At 67.2% G+C, this 14,397-nt stretch carries 14 protein-coding genes and 1 tRNA gene; 4 read left to right on the forward strand and 11 right to left on the reverse strand.

Annotated features, from left to right (window positions below; translation table 11 throughout):
- Positions 1 to 64 precede the first annotated feature (64 nt).
- Positions 65 to 340, forward strand: coding sequence for a YfhL family 4Fe-4S dicluster ferredoxin (locus ACCD11_RS14640; RefSeq protein WP_056595128.1), 276 nt, complete (start codon positions 65 to 67; stop codon positions 338 to 340).
- Here the strand turns inward: ACCD11_RS14640 and ACCD11_RS14645 are convergent.
- From ACCD11_RS14645 to ACCD11_RS14680, 8 genes are all read right to left on the reverse strand, one after another.
- Positions 337 to 837 carry a hypothetical protein gene (locus tag ACCD11_RS14645; protein ID WP_413314412.1) on the reverse strand — a complete coding sequence of 167 codons (501 nt, stop codon included), beginning with the start codon at positions 835 to 837 and terminating at the stop codon, positions 337 to 339. The genes ACCD11_RS14640 and ACCD11_RS14645 overlap by 4 nt on opposite strands.
- A 36-nt stretch (positions 838 to 873) precedes the next feature.
- Positions 874 to 1,506, reverse strand: coding sequence for an aminoacyl-tRNA hydrolase (gene pth, locus ACCD11_RS14650; protein WP_007834381.1), 633 nt, complete (start codon positions 1,504 to 1,506; stop codon positions 874 to 876).
- A gap of 79 nt (positions 1,507 to 1,585) precedes the next feature.
- On the reverse strand, positions 1,586 to 2,278 hold the full coding sequence (locus ACCD11_RS14655; protein WP_413314413.1) for a 50S ribosomal protein L25/general stress protein Ctc: 693 nt from the start codon (positions 2,276 to 2,278) through the stop codon (positions 1,586 to 1,588).
- 86 nt (positions 2,279 to 2,364) lie between these two features.
- A complete protein-coding gene (locus ACCD11_RS14660; protein ID WP_007834379.1) occupies positions 2,365 to 3,339 on the reverse strand; it encodes a ribose-phosphate pyrophosphokinase in 975 nt (324 codons plus the stop codon).
- 140 nt (positions 3,340 to 3,479) lie between these two features.
- Positions 3,480 to 3,556, reverse strand: a tRNA-Gln gene (locus ACCD11_RS14665).
- Positions 3,557 to 3,626: 70 nt separating this feature from the next.
- The gene (gene ispE, locus ACCD11_RS14670) at positions 3,627 to 4,523 is read right to left on the reverse strand and encodes a 4-(cytidine 5'-diphospho)-2-C-methyl-D-erythritol kinase (RefSeq protein ID WP_413314414.1); all 897 of its coding nucleotides are present in this window, start codon (positions 4,521 to 4,523) and stop codon (positions 3,627 to 3,629) included.
- The gene (locus ACCD11_RS14675; protein ID WP_007834375.1) at positions 4,520 to 4,897 is read right to left on the reverse strand and encodes a lipoprotein insertase outer membrane protein LolB; all 378 of its coding nucleotides are present in this window, start codon (positions 4,895 to 4,897) and stop codon (positions 4,520 to 4,522) included. The genes ispE and ACCD11_RS14675 overlap by 4 nt, the downstream gene beginning before the upstream one ends.
- Positions 4,898 to 5,041: 144 nt before the next feature.
- Complete coding sequence (locus ACCD11_RS14680; RefSeq protein ID WP_413314415.1) at positions 5,042 to 6,895, reverse strand: tetratricopeptide repeat protein; 1,854 nt, start codon at positions 6,893 to 6,895, stop codon at positions 5,042 to 5,044.
- Positions 6,896 to 6,975: 80 nt separating this feature from the next.
- Between ACCD11_RS14680 and mutM the strand changes: the two genes are divergently transcribed.
- From mutM to mutY, 3 genes are all read left to right on the forward strand, one after another.
- Positions 6,976 to 7,788, forward strand: coding sequence for a bifunctional DNA-formamidopyrimidine glycosylase/DNA-(apurinic or apyrimidinic site) lyase (mutM, locus tag ACCD11_RS14685; protein ID WP_413314416.1), 813 nt, complete (start codon positions 6,976 to 6,978; stop codon positions 7,786 to 7,788).
- An 89-nt stretch (positions 7,789 to 7,877) separates the two neighbouring features.
- The gene (locus tag ACCD11_RS14690) at positions 7,878 to 9,839 is read left to right on the forward strand and encodes a dynamin family protein (protein WP_413314418.1); all 1,962 of its coding nucleotides are present in this window, start codon (positions 7,878 to 7,880) and stop codon (positions 9,837 to 9,839) included.
- A 34-nt stretch (positions 9,840 to 9,873) separates the two neighbouring features.
- The gene (mutY, locus tag ACCD11_RS14695; RefSeq protein WP_413314420.1) at positions 9,874 to 10,908 is read left to right on the forward strand and encodes an A/G-specific adenine glycosylase; all 1,035 of its coding nucleotides are present in this window, start codon (positions 9,874 to 9,876) and stop codon (positions 10,906 to 10,908) included.
- A gap of 4 nt (positions 10,909 to 10,912) precedes the next feature.
- On the opposite strand, the gene rapZ is transcribed toward mutY, so the two are convergent.
- The 3 genes from rapZ to ACCD11_RS14710 are packed head-to-tail and all read right to left on the reverse strand — an operon-like array spanning position 10,913 to position 14,383.
- Entirely contained in the window at positions 10,913 to 11,791 is an 879-nt protein-coding gene (rapZ, locus tag ACCD11_RS14700; RefSeq protein WP_007834365.1) for an RNase adapter RapZ, read from the reverse strand.
- Positions 11,788 to 13,470: a DNA repair protein RecN gene (gene recN, locus ACCD11_RS14705; RefSeq protein ID WP_413314422.1), complete on the reverse strand. Its 1,683-nt coding sequence runs from the start codon at positions 13,468 to 13,470 to the stop codon at positions 11,788 to 11,790. Before recN ends, rapZ begins: the two co-directional genes overlap by 4 nt.
- A gap of 1 nt (position 13,471) precedes the next feature.
- Positions 13,472 to 14,383, reverse strand: a complete 912-nt coding sequence (locus ACCD11_RS14710; protein ID WP_007834361.1) for an NAD kinase — start codon at positions 14,381 to 14,383, stop codon at positions 13,472 to 13,474.
- Between the last annotated feature and the right edge of the window lie 14 nt (positions 14,384 to 14,397).

A 14,397-nucleotide genomic window follows, 5' to 3' on the forward strand; every position in this document is an offset into this window, starting at 1 on the left:
GCCGCGGATGTGGCCTTTGTCATTCATCGGCAGCCTGTCCGCCCGGCCCCGCGATAATCGGGGGATGGCCCTCATGATCACCGACGAATGCATCAACTGCGATGTCTGCGAGCCCGAGTGCCCGAACGACGCGATCTACATGGGCGCGGAGTTCTACGAGATCGATCCGCACAAGTGCACCGAGTGCGTCGGCCACTTCGACGAGCCGCAGTGCGTGCAGATCTGCCCGGTGGCTTGCATTCCCGTGAATCCCGAGCACGTGGAAAGCCGCGAGACGCTGATGCAGAAATACGAGCGTCTCACGGCAATCAAGGTGACGTCTGTGTCGAGCAGCGCTTAGGCGGCTGGTTTCCGTTTCTTTTTCTTGCGCTCCGAGGCGTCGCCGGCCGCCCTCGAACTCCGGCCGCCGCTGAAATTCAGGCTGGGCCTGCGCGGATCGTTGGCTGCCTTGCGTGCGCGATCCCTCTCCCTCTGCTCGGACAGGGCAAGCCGTCTTTCCGCCAGCGCGGCGCTTCTGGCTTCCCGCGCGGCTCGCTGATCGCGGTCGTTGGCCGCCTTTTCCTGGGACAGCCGGGTGCGTTCCAGGTGGTCGGCGTAGGTCTGGGCGCTGCGCGTGCCGGCGTCGGCGGCCTGGCGGTCCTGGTCGCTGCGGTGGTCGTTCACCTTCACCGTCGTGCCGCCTTCACAAGGCTGGTCGGAATAGGTGTTGCCGCATCGCCAGGTTTTTGCGGCGTTTTGGGCGGACGCGCTCATGGAGAAAGCGCATGTTGCTATTGAAAATATAGCAATCCCGAGGCTCCCGGCTGTCGTTCTTTTTCTTTTCTTCTTCTGGCTCATTTTTTATTTCTCTCCCTCCTGCACTCCGATGGCCGGCTAGGTGGCGGCAGGCGTGCCTCCGTCGCCGGGCTCCCGCCGCGGCGGTTTGGGCCGGGGTGGTTTGCTCGTGTGAATGACGAGGGTCGCCTTTTCCATCTCGCCTGCCACCAGCGCAGGCAGCGCGTGCAGGGTGCGGACGATGGCGTCTTCTATCGCTTCACGTTGTTCCTTGAGCGGCTTCTTGAGCACCCAGTTGACGACCTCCGACTTCACGCCAGGGTGTCCGATGCCCAGCCGCAGCCGCCAGTAGTCGCCGGTGCCCAGTTGCGCGTGAATGTCGCGCAGTCCGTTGTGGCCGGCATGGCTGCCGCCGAACTTGAGCTTGACCTGGCCCGGCACCACGTCGAGCTCGTCGTGTGCCACGAGGATTTCCTCAGGCGCGATCTTGAAGAAGCGGGCGAGGGCCGCCACCGACTTGCCCGACAGGTTCATGAAGGTCTGCGGCTCCAGCAGCCAGATGCTCTGGCCGCCGATGTTGGCGCGTGCGGCAAGGCCGTGGTAGCTGCGCTCGGGCACGAGGTTGAGTTTCCATTCGCGCGCGACGGCGTCGATCCACCAGAAGCCGGCGTTGTGCCGCGTGGCTTCGTACTCTGGGCCCGGGTTGCCGAGGCCGACAAACAGCTTGATCATGGTCGTGGATTATCCGATCCGCCAAAAGCAAAAGGCCCGCACGGAGCGGGCCTTCGCAAAGACAGACGCGAGAAGTGGATTACTTCTTGGCGGTCTTGGCAGCCGGGGTCTTGGCGGCGGGAGCGGCCTTACCACCCTTGCCTGCCGGTGCGGCAGCTGCGGCAGCTGCGTCGGCAGCGACTGCGCCTTCGGCGGGAACGTCGGCTTCTTCAGCAGCCGGCGACACGGCCGAAGCCAGCACCGGGTTGACCTTGCCGTGGCTGACCCACTTCACGCCCTTGGGCAGCTTGATGTCCTTCAGCGTGACCGTGCCGTTCTTCTTCAGGCCCGACAGGTCGACTTCGATGAACTCGGGCAGATCGCTCGGCAGGCAGTTCAGTTCGAGTTCGGTCGTCACGTGGTTGACCAGGTTCAGGTCGATCTTGACGGCTTCGGATTCTTCCTCGCCCTTGAAGTGCACCGGCACCTTCATGGTCATGCGGGTCTTGGCATCGACGCGTTGGAAGTCGATGTGTTGCACCAGCTGGCGGAACGGGTGGTATTGCACGTCGCGCAGCAGAACCTTGCTGACGGCGCCGCCGATTTCCATTTCGAGCACGCTCGCATGGAAGGCTTCCTTCTTCAGGGCGTGCCACAGCGCGTTGTGATCGATCTCGATCAGCTGCGGCTGGGTGTCGCCACCGTAGACGATGCCGGGGGTCTTGCCCGAGATGCGGAGACGGCGGCTCGCACCCGTGCCCTGCTTTGCGCGCTCAAAAGCGACGAATTTCATAACTAGCTCCTGTGAGAGTCCACCGCGACCAGTGCGACTCCGGTTCAAAAAGGCCTCCCGCAAAGGAGGCCCGCTTCATGCCTCGGTCAGAACAGGTTGTCCTGATCCGAGAACAAACTCATCACCGACTCGCCCTTGGCAATGCGCTGGATCGTTTCGGCGATCAGCGGTGCCACGGAGAGCTGGCGGATCTTTCCGCAGGCCATGGCCGCGTCGGAAAGGGGAATGGTGTTGGTCACGACCACTTCGTCGAGGGCAGAGCCCTGCGTGATGCGCTCGATGGCCGGGCCCGAGAAGATCGGGTGCGTGCAATAGGCGTAGACGCTCTTGGCGCCGCGCTCCTTCAGCACCTCGGCGGCTTTGACCAGCGTGCCGGCCGTGTCGATCATGTCGTCCATGATCACGCAGTTGCGGCCGTCGATCTCGCCGATCACGTTCATGACTTCGCTGACGTTGGCCTTCGGGCGGCGCTTGTCGATGATGGCGAGGTCGCAGTTCAGCTGCTTGGCCAGCGCACGGGCGCGAACCACGCCGCCGACGTCGGGCGAGACCACGATCAGGTCTTCGTAGTTCTTCGCGCGCAGGTCGCCGAGCAGCACGGGCGAGGCGTAGATGTTGTCGACCGGGATATCGAAGAAGCCCTGGATCTGGTCGGCGTGCAGGTCCATCGTGAGCACGCGCTCGACGCCGACGGTTTCCAGCAGGTTGGCCACCACCTTGGCCGAGATCGGTACGCGGCTCGAGCGCGGGCGGCGGTCCTGGCGGGCATAGCCGAAGTAGGGGATCACGGCGCTGATGCGTTCGGCCGAAGCGCGCTTGAGCGCGTCGACCATGATCAGCAGTTCCATCAGGTTTTCGTTGGTCGGTGCGCAGGTCGACTGCACCACGAACACGTCGCGCGCACGAACGTTCTGGTTGATCTCGACAGTGACTTCCCCATCGGAGAAGCGACCGACGCGTGCGGCGCCCAGCGAGGTGCCGAGGTTGTGCGCGATTTCTGCAGCAAGGCCCGGATTGGCGTTGCCGGTGAAAACCATGAAATCAGGGTGATTAGCCTGCATGAGCGCGTCCCGGCAGTGCGAATTGGCTTAGGAAGCCGCCAAAAGGTTTGTGATGCATGGCGGCCGGTGAGCCGCCGATTATTGCAGCGGGTGGGCTGCAAAAGAAGACTGCGGCCGTTGGGCCGCAGTCGTTGAAGATTTGGCAGGGGAGAAAGGATTCGAACCTTTGCATGCTGGAATCAAAATCCAGTGCCTTAACCAGCTTGGCGACTCCCCTACACGGGTCGATGGTTTTCACCATCAACCGATATATGTCGCATCGAACCGAATGAACGGTCCGATCATCTTCAGGTTGCCCACCCGCACAGCGGATGAACTTCCAGGTTGCTGCATTGACGAACCTGCCAGCCTTCGGGGGCTTCGAGCAGTTCCGCTTCCTGCGGCGCTTGCGGCATCTTCGCGAATACCGAACTTCCGGAGCCGGTCATCCGGGCCTTCAACCCCTGGGCGCCGAGCCATTCGATGGCGTCGGTGACGGCGGGGCAAAGTCGCTGGGCAACCGGCTGCAGGTCGTTGTGGCCGAAGTCGAAAACCGAAGAGCTCAGAACCGAGCTTTCCAGGTTTGTCGCTTCAGACAATTCGCTATCTGCAGCAAAGCCCGAGATTATAGCAACAGGTGTGGCGCGTTGAAGATCGGAAGCCGAAAAAATTAATCGGGTATCGAGTCCCTCGGGTGGCTTGACCACCGCGAAACGCGCCGACGGTAGTGTAACCGGTCGGATCTGCTCGCCGATGCCCTCGACCCATGCGTTGTGCCCGCCAAGGAAGAAGGGCACGTCTGCGCCCAGCTTCAGGCCGATGCGGGCCAGCCGCGACAGGGGCAGGTTCAGGCCCCACAGGCGGTTCAGCGCGAGCAGGCAGGTGGCCGCATCCGAAGACCCGCCGCCCATGCCGGCCTGCGCCGGCACGTGCTTGGCCACGCCGATGTGCGCACCCTGGCCGGGCGCGGCAAATGCCTGCAGAGCGCGGGCTGCGCGCAGGATCAAGTCGTCGGCGGGCAGCTCGGTCGTCAGGTCCTCGCGGCTCAGCTGGCCATCGCGCCGCAGTTCGACGTGGAGCATGTCGCACCAGTCGATCAGCATGAAGACCGATTGCAGCAGGTGGTAGCTGTCGTCGCGCTGGCCGGTGATGTGGAGGAAGAGGTTGAGCTTGGCCGGCGCGGGAAGGTCGTGGATCGCCTTCATGACCGCTCGAACACGATGCGCAGGTCGGCCCTCGGGCTCGGCGATTCGCGCACGGCCTGCAGCCGCCCGTTGCCGAGTTGCGCAAGATCGGGCTTCCAGCCGGGAACGGGATCGTTGCGGCCCGCGAGCCAGCCGAACAGCGCGCCGACCGGGATGGCGGCGCCGGTGGCGGCCTCGATCAATGCATCGACGGAGTCGAAGCGCCGCGTCTTGCTGCCGTCTTTCAGCAGGGCCTCGCCGGGCGCCCAATGCAGTTGCGCCAGTGTGCTGCCGATGGGTGTCGTGAGTGTCAGGTCGCCGGTCTCGGCGGAGCCGCGCAGCTCGAACAGCGCAGCGAAGGTCTGCACCGGCTCGCTGTCGATGCGCAGCGACATGCGGCCGCTCCAGCTTTCCGAGGGTGGGCGGGTTGAAGGGCCGCCCGAAAGCTGGGCGCAGCCCGCCACCGCAAGCAGGGCCACGCCCCCCATTGCCAGAAGGACGCGCCGGCCACTGTCGACCTGCCTGGGGGCGAGCATCATCTACGGCTTCACGCGCAGGCGCTTGAGCGTTTCCTGCAGCGTCTCGTTCTCGGCATCGCTCAGCAGGGCTTCCTTCCAGACCGTGACCGCGCGGTCCTTCTGGCCGGTGCTCCACAGGACTTCGCCGAAATGAGCACCGATTTCGGGATCGGGCCGCGTCTTGTAGGCCGCCTCGAGGATGCGGATCGCCTCGGTCGTGTTGCCGAGCCGGAACTCGACCCAGCCCAGGCTGTCGGCAATGAACGGATCTTCGGGCGCCAGTTGCACCGCCTTCTGGATCAGCGTGCGCGCCTCGTCGAGCCGGATCTTGCGATCGGCGAACGAGTAGCCCAGCGCGTTGTATGCGTTCTGGCTCTCGGGCTTGAGCTCGATGAGCCGGCGCAGCAGGCGTTCCATGTCGTCGAGGCGATTGAGCTTCTCGGCGACCATGGCCTGGTCATAGACGAGGTCGCCGTCGTCCGGCGATTTCGCCGAGGCCTGGGCGAGCATGTCGTAGGCCGCCTGGTACTGCTTCGCGTCGCGCAGCAGCTGCACTTCGGCAAGGAATTTCTGCTTCTTGTCCTCGGGCGTGCGCTCGGGCAGGCCACGGATGATTTCGCGCGCCTGGGGCAGCTTGCCCTGGCGCGCCAGCAGGGCCGCGCGGCGGGTCTGCGCGGCCACCAGCTCGTCGGCCCCATCGACGCGCGCGAGCCAGCGCTCGGCCGCTGTGAAGTCCTTGCGCCGCTCCGCCAGTTGCGACAGCGCAAAGTACGCCTGCGACACCCCTCGCTTGCGGTCGGCAGCGTCGTCGGCGTCCTTGTTGCCGCCGCGGTTGGCCGACAGTTCGATGAAGCGCTTGATCGAGGTCTCGGCCGCGGCATCCTGCCTGGCCTGCATCTGGAGGCTGCCGAGCAGCAGCCATGGCTCCGCAAGTTCCGGTCGCGACGTGGTCAGCACCTGGAGCTGCGCGGCGGAGTCGTTGAAGCGCCGGTTCTCGACCAGCACGCGCGCATAGGCGATGCGCAGGTCGGGCGCGGCCTTCGGGTTGCTGCTCAGGTAGCGCGTGACGATCGGCTCGGCGAGCGGCTGGCCGGGGTCGATCATCTCGAGCGCCAGCGCCGCAGGCGCATCGGAGGCCGGGTCGATCTCCTGGCCCTTGCGCGCAGCCTCCAGGGCGCCGGAGGCATCGCCTGCATTGAAGCGCAGACGGCCGACGGTAGCCCAGGCCAGTCCGCCGCTGGTCGGGCTCTTCAGTTCGTCGACGAGGGCCTGCTCGACCACCGAGGCGGCCAGCTTCTTGTCCGAGGCGCGCGCGTAGTTGCGTGCGATCACGGCCATGAGCAGCGGGCGTTCGACTTGCGAGGTTGCAGCCACTTCGGCGCGCAGCGGCTCGACGGTTTCGCCGATGCGGTTCAGCGCGATCAGGATCTGAAGCTCGATGCGGCGCGCGTCGCGCGAGGTCGGCAGGGCTTCCTGCCAGGCCCGCGCCGCGGCGAGCGCCGCATCGCCCGAGCGCGATTGCAGGGCGATCTCGACCGCACGCTGGAACAGCTTGCCGTCGCGCAGCCGGCGAGCGGCATCGAGCACCAGCGCGTAGCCGGAGCCGGGGTCGCCGGAGCGGGCGGTCATCTCGCCCATCAGGATTTCATAGAACAGGTCGGCCGTCAGCGCAGACGGCTGCGGTGCGGGTTCGCTGGCCGCCTTGGCCGCAGTGCCCTTGGGCTTGACTGCGGGCTTCGGCTGAGCCGAGTGTTCGATGGTCAGCACGGGGCTGCCAGGAGCTGCAGGGGCGGAGGATTGTGCGTGAACCGCACAGGCCAGCAAGGCGAGGGACGCGGCCGCCGCAAGGCGGTGTCGGCGGGGCGAAAGATTCATCCGACCATAATAATCGAGGCTCCCGAATGAGCGCCCCCTGGGGCCTCGTTACCGCTGGCGTTTGCCGGAGATTTACTTTCATGCCTGAACTGCCCGAAGTCGAAGTCACCCGCCGCGGCTTTGCCGACCGCATCGCGGGCGCGCGCATCGACGCGGTGCGCATCGGCAAGCCCCTGCGCTGGGCGCTGATGGTGCTGCCCGAGGCGCTGGTCGGGCGGCAGGTGCGCGAGGTGCGGCGGCGCGGCAAATACCTGCTGATCGACCTCGACCGCGGCATCCTGCTGCTGCACCTGGGCATGTCTGGCAGCCTGCGTTTCGATGCGGCGCTGCCGCTGCCCGGGCCGCACGACCATTTCGACCTGGTCACCGACCGGGGCACGCTGCGGCTCAACGATCCGCGCCGCTTCGGCGCGGTGGTCTACGTGGACGACGAGGCCGCCCCGTGGGCCATCAAGCTCCTCGGCGGGCTGGGCATGGAGCCGCTGGGCGACGCCTTCGACCTCGATGCCTTCCATGCCGGCCTCAAGAAGCGCAGGAGCGCCGTCAAGCAGGTGCTGCTGGCGGGCGACGTGGTGGTAGGCGTGGGCAACATCTACGCGTCGGAGGCGCTGTTCCAGGCGGGCATCCGGCCGACGCTGTCGGCCGCGCGCATCAGCCGCCCGCGGGCGGCCCGGCTCCATGCGGCGGTGCGCGAGATCCTGGCCCGGGCGGTGGAGAAGGGCGGCAGCACGCTGCGCGATTTCTCCAATGTGGACGGCCAGAATGGCTATTTCCAGCTCGAAGCGACCGTCTATGGCCGCGCGGGCGAACCCTGTCGGGTTTGCGCAACGCCGATCCGCCTGCTGCGTCAGGGACAGCGCTCCACCTATTACTGCCCCAAGTGCCAGAAGTAAGCGTCACAATCCGACGAGAGAAACAATCTAGAAACGGTTGTTGCCACCTCCCGATGCTATATTTGTAAGTTGTTTCTTACATATTTCCCTTGAGCCGCTCTTTCAACCAACAACTCGATCAGCACGGCGCTTGGCGAAGCAATTTCGCCCACCGGCTGCAGTGGCTGTCCCGCTGGCTGACCGAGAACGAGCTGCTCGACCAGGCGGTGGCGGAGCGCCTGCGAGGCCTCGAGACGCAGATCCGCACCAGCAAGGTCATGGTCGCCTTCGTCGCCGAGTTCTCGCGCGGCAAGTCGGAGCTGATCAACGCCATCTTCTTCGCCGGCTACGGGCGGCGCATCATGCCGGCCAGCGCGGGCCGCACCACGATGTGCCCGACCGAGCTGGGCTACGACGCCGCGCTTGCGCCCAAGCTGCGCCTGCTGCCCATCGAAACCCGCCTGGAGCCGCATTCGTTGGCCCACTGGCGCGAGAAACCCACGCGGTGGACCGAGATCTCCATTGACGTCGGCGACGCCGAGCAGCTGGCGCAGGCCATGAGCAAGGTGGCCGAGGTGCGCTGGGTCACCAAGGACGAAGCGCGCACGCTGGGTTTCTGGGACGACGATACCCCCGACGACAACCCGGCGCAGGACGCGCAGGGCCGCGTCGAGATCCCGCGCTGGCGCCATGCGGTGCTGAACATGCCGCATCCGCTGCTGGAGCAAGGGCTGGTGATTCTCGACACCCCGGGCCTGAATGCGATCGGCGCCGAACCAGAACTCACGGTGAGCCTGATTCCGCAGGCCCATGCGGTGGTCTTCATCCTGGGTGCTGAAACCGGCGTGACGCGCTCCGATCTCTCGATCTGGCGCGAACACCTGATCACCGAGGACGAAGGCAACGACACGCGCTTCGTGGTGCTCAACAAGATCGACACGATGTGGGACACGCTGAGCCAGCCCGCCCACATCGAGCAGCAGATCGAGCGCCAGCGCGAAGGCGCGGCCCGATTGCTCGAAGTGCCGCTTGCGCAGGTGCTGCCGGTGTCCGCGCAGAAGGGCCTGCAGGCCAAGATCCAGCACGATGGCCAGCTGCTGGAGGCCAGTCGCCTGCCGGCGCTCGAATCGTTGCTGGCCGAAGGCGTGCTCGGCAAGCGCGAAACCATGCTGCGGCTGGCGGTCGACGCGGGCATGACCGCGCTGCGCGCCGAGGCCGAGCGCATCCTGAAGGTGCGCCAGCGCGACCTGTCCGAGCAGGCGCTCGAGCTGCAGGGGCTGCGCGGCAAGAACGTCTCGGTGATCCGCCACATGCGCGCGCGCATCGACCAGGAGCACACCGAGTTTGAAGGAAGCAACACGCGCATCCTGGCGCTGCGATCGGTGCAGGGCAAGCTGCTGCGCGAGGTATATGCCGTGCTCGGCCGTACCGCGCTGAAGGCCGACATGGTGCGGCTGTCGGCCGCGCTCAAGCGCCCCGGTGTCAAGTTCAACGTGCGCAAGGTGTACGCCGAGACCTTCGACTCGCTGCGCAACAACCTGCGCGAAGTGCAGGCGACCACGGCGGAGATCCAGTCGATGCTGCACGCCACCTTCCGCCAGCTCAATGCCGAGCAGGGCTTCACCCTGCAGGCGCCGGCCGAGCCCGACCTGACGGGCTTCGAACAGGAGCTGGGCCAGATCGAGCGCAGCCACATCCACTACCTGGGCGTGGGCAACCTGCTGAAGCTCGCGCAGGCCGACTTCTGCGACAAGCTGGTGCGTGCGCTGGCCAGCCGGCTGCGGCTCGTCAACGAAGCGGCCATGACCGAGGTCGAGCGCTGGAGCAAGGGTGCGAGCGCGCAGATCGACGCGCAGCTCAAGGAGCGCCGCCGCAATTTCAGCAAGCGCATCGAGGCGATCGAGCGCATCCAGAGCGCGGCGGGCAACCTCGACGAGCGGCTGGTCGAGCTTGCCTCTCAGGAGAGCAACCTCACCGAGCTTCATGTGCAGCTGCGCGAGTTCACATCGATGATCGCGCAGCACGGAAGGCCGCAGGCCGCGGCCACTGTCGGCGAGCTGCGTGCGGCCTGAAGTTTCCGTCTCCACGGCGGCTGCAACCCTGCCATTGCCCCCCGATTTCGCCTCGCAGATCGTGAGCTGGCAGCGCAGCCACGGGCGCAGCCAGCTGCCCTGGCAGAACACCCGCGACCCGTACCGCGTCTGGCTGTCGGAGGTGATGCTCCAGCAGACGCAGGTGTCGACGGTGCTCGGCTACTTCGCGCGCTTCCTCGAGCGGTTTCCCGACGTGAAGGCGCTGGCCGCCGGCACCGAGGACGAGGTGTTCGGGCTCTGGAGCGGGCTGGGCTACTACAGCCGGGCGCGCAACATGCACCGTTGTGCGCAGGATGTTGTCGCGCGCTTCGGCGGCGAGTTTCCGTGCACCGCCGCCGAGCTCGTCACCTTGCCCGGCATCGGCCGCTCGACCTCCGCGGCCATTGCGGCGTTCTGCTTCGGCGAGCGCGTGGCGATCCTCGACGGCAACGTCAAGCGCGTGCTGACGCGCGTGCTCGGCTTTGCGGGCGACATGTCTTCGGCGGCGCAGGAGCGCGCGCTATGGGACCTCGCGACGCAATTGCTTCCTCCGGCCGGCCAGAAAGAAGCCATCGCGCACTACACCCAGGGCGTGATGGACCTGGGTGCCACGGTCTGCCTGCCGCGCAAGCCGAGCTGCATGATCTGCCCGGTCAACAAGACCTGCGCGGCCCTGCGGGAAGGCGCGCCAGAGCGATATCCCGTCAAGACGCGCAAGCTCAAGCGCAGCGCCCAGTCGCTCTGGGTGCTGCTGGCGCGCGATGCGCACGGCCGCGTGTGGCTGGAGAAGCGGCCGTCGAAGGGCATCTGGGCGGGGCTTTATTGCCTGCCCGTGTTCGACAGCCGCGAAGACCTTCTGGCCGTGCTGCCGACGACTGCGCAGCGCGGCCTGCAGGACCTGCCGGCCTTCGTGCATGTGCTGACCCACAAGGACCTTCACCTGCACCCGTTGAAGCTTCAGGGCGGCCAGCCGCAAGGCGATGGCGCGCGCTGGGTCGATGCGGACGAGTGGGGCCGGCTGGGCCTGCCGGCGCCGATGCGCAAGCTGCTCGAGGGCAGCGAGGCTTAGGCAGTCAGACCGCGTCGAGCTCGCGGTGCCGCTTGAGCGCACCCCAGCGCGCACCGAAGGAGCGCGCCAGCTGCTCGACCAGGAACACCGAACGATGCTGCCCGCCCGTGCAGCCGATGGCCACAGTCACGTAGCTGCGATGGTCGCGCGCCAGCGCATCGAGCCAGTGCGCAAGGAACTGCTCGATGTCGTCGTACATGCGTGCCACGTCGTCGTGCTCGCGCAGCCATTCGATCACCGGCTCGTCGCGGCCCGTGAGCGGGCGCAGCGCGGGCACGTAGTGCGGATTGGGCAGCATGCGCACGTCGAACACGTAATCGGCGTCGAGCGGTACGCCGCGCTTGAAGGCGAATGACTCGAACACCAGCGTCAGCGCGCTCTGGGGCGCGGAGATCAACGACTTGATGTAGCTCTGCAGCTGCGCAGGCCGGATCAGGCTGGTGTCGATCACGTCGGCGCCGTCGCGCAGGTCGGCCAGCAGCTCGCGTTCGAGCTCGATCGCCTGCATCAGCACGCGATGCTGCTCGGGCACGTCTGTGCGACCCTCCTGGCGCGAGAGCGGGTGGCGGCGGCGGGTTTCCGAATAGCGGCGCAGCAGGGCGTCGGTGGTTGCGTCGAGGAACAGCGAACGCAGCGAGATCTCGCCGTCGCGCTGCAGCGCGTCGAGCTGATGCGGAACGATCGGCAGCGAGACGCCGCTGCGCACGTCCATGGCGATGGCCACCCGCGTGGCCTGCTGCTCATGCTGCAGCGCGACGAACGGGGTCAGCAGCTCGGGCGGCAGGTTGTCGACGCAGTAGTAGCCAGCGTCTTCCAGCGCGTGCAGGGCCACCGACTTGCCGGAGCCCGACATGCCCGTGATGAGCACGAGGTCGAGGCTCATGGCGCGGTCGCCGGAGTCTTGTGGCCGAGCAGCTCGCGTGCATGCGCGAGCGAGGTCTGCGAGACCTTCTCGCCGCCCAGCATGCGGGCGATTTCCCTGGCGCGGTTGTCGTCGTCGAGGCGCGACACGCCGCTTTCGGTGCGCGGGCCGTCCTTGCCCGCCGCCGCCGTCTGGCGCTTGGCCACCACGAGGTGATGGTCGGCGCAGGCGGCCACCTGGGGCAGGTGGGTCACGGCGAGCACCTGGCGGTCGCGGCCGAGCTGCTTCATGAGCCGCCCGACCGTCTCGGCCACGGCCCCGCCGACGCCGGCATCGACCTCGTCGAAGATCAGCGTCTGCGCGGCGCCGAGCTGGCTGGTCGTGACGGCGATGGCCAGCGCAATGCGCGACAGTTCGCCGCCCGAGGCCACCTTGCCGATGGCCCGGGGCGTGCTGCCGGTGTGGCCGGCAACGAGGAAGGCCACGTCTTCGAGGCCGGCGCGGCTGGGCTGTGCCAGCGGCTGCAGTTCGACGTCGAAGCGTCCGCCCTGCATGCCGAGGCCCTGCATGGCGTCGGTGACGGCCTGGGCGAGGCGGGGGGCGGCCTGCTTGCGGGCCTTGCCCAGCGCCTTGGCTTCTTTCATGTAGGCCTGTTGCGCGCCTTGCTCGGCACGCTCCAGGCCTTCGAGATCGCTTTGCGCATCGAGCGCCTGCAGTTCGGCCTGCCAGCCGGCCAGCAGCGCCGGCAGCTCGGCGGGTGTGCGCTTGTAGCGGCGCGCAAGCGACATCCACAGGCCCATGCGTTCATCCAGCTCGGCCAGGCTCTGCGGATCGGTGTCGGCGTTGCGCAGGTAGCCGTGCAGCGTGTGGGCCGCGTCGGAAGCCTGCGCCACGCAGGAGGCGAGCACCTCGCCCAGCGCGCGGAACTCGGGCTCGATGTGCTCGCAGTTCTGCAGCAGCGTGGCCGCCCGCGAGAGCGCGGAGAGGGCGCCGCTGTCGTCGTCTTCCAGCGCCTGGCTGGCGCCCTGGGCTGCGTCGATCAGCGCTTGCGCGTTGGAGATGCGCGAGTGGTTGGTCGACAGCTCTTCCCATTCGTCGGCACCCGGCGCTAGCTTGGCGACTTCGGAGATCTGCCACTGCAGCCGTTCGCGTTCGCGCTGCAGCGAGTCTTGCGCCGAGCGCGCATGTTCGAGCGCCGAAAGCGCCTGCCGCCAGCCCTGCCATGCGGCGTCGAGCGCGTCGGTGCGCACGCCCGCGTAGGCGTCGAGCAGGCCGCGCACGGCTTCGGGCCGCGTCAGGCTCTGCCAGGCGTGCTGGCCGTGGATGTCGAGCAGACGGTCGCCGAGTTCGCGCAATTGCGTGGCCGTGGCCGGGCTACCGTTGATCCAGCCGCGGCTGCGGCCCTGCAGGTCGACGGTGCGGCGCAGCAGCAGCGCGTCGCCGGCCTCGAAGCCGCCCTCGTCGAGCCACGTGTCCAGGGCCGGGTCGGCGTCGAATTCGGCGCTCACGTCGAGCCGCTCGGCGCCTTCGCGCACGGCGCCCGCGTCGGCGCGGTTGCCCAGGGCCAGCTGCAGTGCGTCGATCAGGATGGATTTGCCCGCGCCGGTCTCACCGGTCAATACCGTGAAGCCGCCGGACAGGTCGAGTTCGAGTGATCGCACGATCACGAAGTCGCGCAGTGCGATGCGTCGCAGCGCCATTTCAGGAGCCCCCTTCGTTCCAATGAAGTTTCTTGCGCAGCGTGTCGAAATAGCTCCAGCCGCGCGGGTGCAAAAAGCGCACGCGGAAGTCGGAGCGGCGCACCACCACGCGGTCGCCGATCGCGAGCGAGGCCAGCGACTGCATGTCGAAATTGGCGCTGGCGTCGCGCCCGCCCACCAGCTCGATCACGATCTCGTCGGCATCAGGCAGCAGCACGGGGCGGTTCGATAGGGTGTGCGGCGCGATCGGCACCAGCACCCAGCCCGGCACCGCTGGATGCAGCAGCGGCCCGCCTGCCGACAGCGCATAGGCGGTCGAGCCCGTGGGCGTAGCGATGATCAGGCCGTCGGCGCGCTGGTTGGCCACGAAATGGCGGCCCACCGACACGCGCAGCTCGACCATGCCGGAGGTGGCGCCGCGGTTCACGACCACGTCGTTCATCGCGAGCGCGTCGAACACCGAGGCGCCGTCGCGCACGACCTGTGCATGCATCAGGCTGCGGTGGTCCTCCTCGTACTCGCCGGCCAGCATCGGAATCAGCGTGGCCTGGTAGTTGTCGAGCGGGATGTCGGTGATGAAGCCGAGCCGGCCGCGGTTGATGCCGATCAGCGGAATGCCGTAGCTGGCGAGCTGCCGGCCGATGCCGAGCATGGTGCCGTCGCCGCCGACCACCAGGCCGAGGTCGCAGCGCTGGCCGATTTCCTCGACGCTCAGGGCTTCGTAGCGCGGATGGGCGGGGGCGCCGTCATCGTCGTCTTCGCAAGTCGAGCGCTCGACGAACACCGTGCAGCCTTGCGATTCGAGGAAGGTGCCGATGCCTTCCATGACGCCGTCGCGCGCATCCGCCTGCGCTCGGGCGCCGGAAGCCTGGTATTTGCCGATCAGGGCGACGTGACGAAAGCGAGAGGTCATATCTCACAAATTAC

It is taken from the genome of Variovorax sp. Varisp36 (genome assembly GCF_047304235.1).
In the GTDB taxonomy this organism is placed as follows: domain Bacteria; phylum Pseudomonadota; class Gammaproteobacteria; order Burkholderiales; family Burkholderiaceae_C; genus Variovorax.

Bases quoted from the DNA above. Each gene is read 5' to 3' on its own strand.
- ACCD11_RS14640 (WP_056595128.1), top strand. From the start codon at position 65: ATGGCCCTCATGATCACCGACGAATGCATCAACTGCGATGTCTGCGAG.
- ACCD11_RS14645 (WP_413314412.1), bottom strand. From the start codon at position 837: ATGAGCCAGAAGAAGAAAAGAAAAAGAACGACAGCCGGGAGCCTCGGG.
- pth (WP_007834381.1), bottom strand. From the start codon at position 1,506: ATGATCAAGCTGTTTGTCGGCCTCGGCAACCCGGGCCCAGAGTACGAA.
- ACCD11_RS14655 (WP_413314413.1), bottom strand. From the start codon at position 2,278: ATGAAATTCGTCGCTTTTGAGCGCGCAAAGCAGGGCACGGGTGCGAGC.
- ACCD11_RS14660 (WP_007834379.1), bottom strand. From the start codon at position 3,339: ATGCAGGCTAATCACCCTGATTTCATGGTTTTCACCGGCAACGCCAAT.
- ispE (WP_413314414.1), bottom strand. From the start codon at position 4,523: ATGAAGGCGATCCACGACCTTCCCGCGCCGGCCAAGCTCAACCTCTTC.
- ACCD11_RS14675 (WP_007834375.1), bottom strand. From the start codon at position 4,897: ATGTCGCTGCGCATCGACAGCGAGCCGGTGCAGACCTTCGCTGCGCTG.
- ACCD11_RS14680 (WP_413314415.1), bottom strand. From the start codon at position 6,895: ATGAATCTTTCGCCCCGCCGACACCGCCTTGCGGCGGCCGCGTCCCTC.
- mutM (WP_413314416.1), top strand. From the start codon at position 6,976: ATGCCTGAACTGCCCGAAGTCGAAGTCACCCGCCGCGGCTTTGCCGAC.
- rapZ (WP_007834365.1), bottom strand. From the start codon at position 11,791: ATGAGCCTCGACCTCGTGCTCATCACGGGCATGTCGGGCTCCGGCAAG.
- recN (WP_413314422.1), bottom strand. From the start codon at position 13,470: ATGGCGCTGCGACGCATCGCACTGCGCGACTTCGTGATCGTGCGATCA.
- ACCD11_RS14710 (WP_007834361.1), bottom strand. From the start codon at position 14,383: ATGACCTCTCGCTTTCGTCACGTCGCCCTGATCGGCAAATACCAGGCT.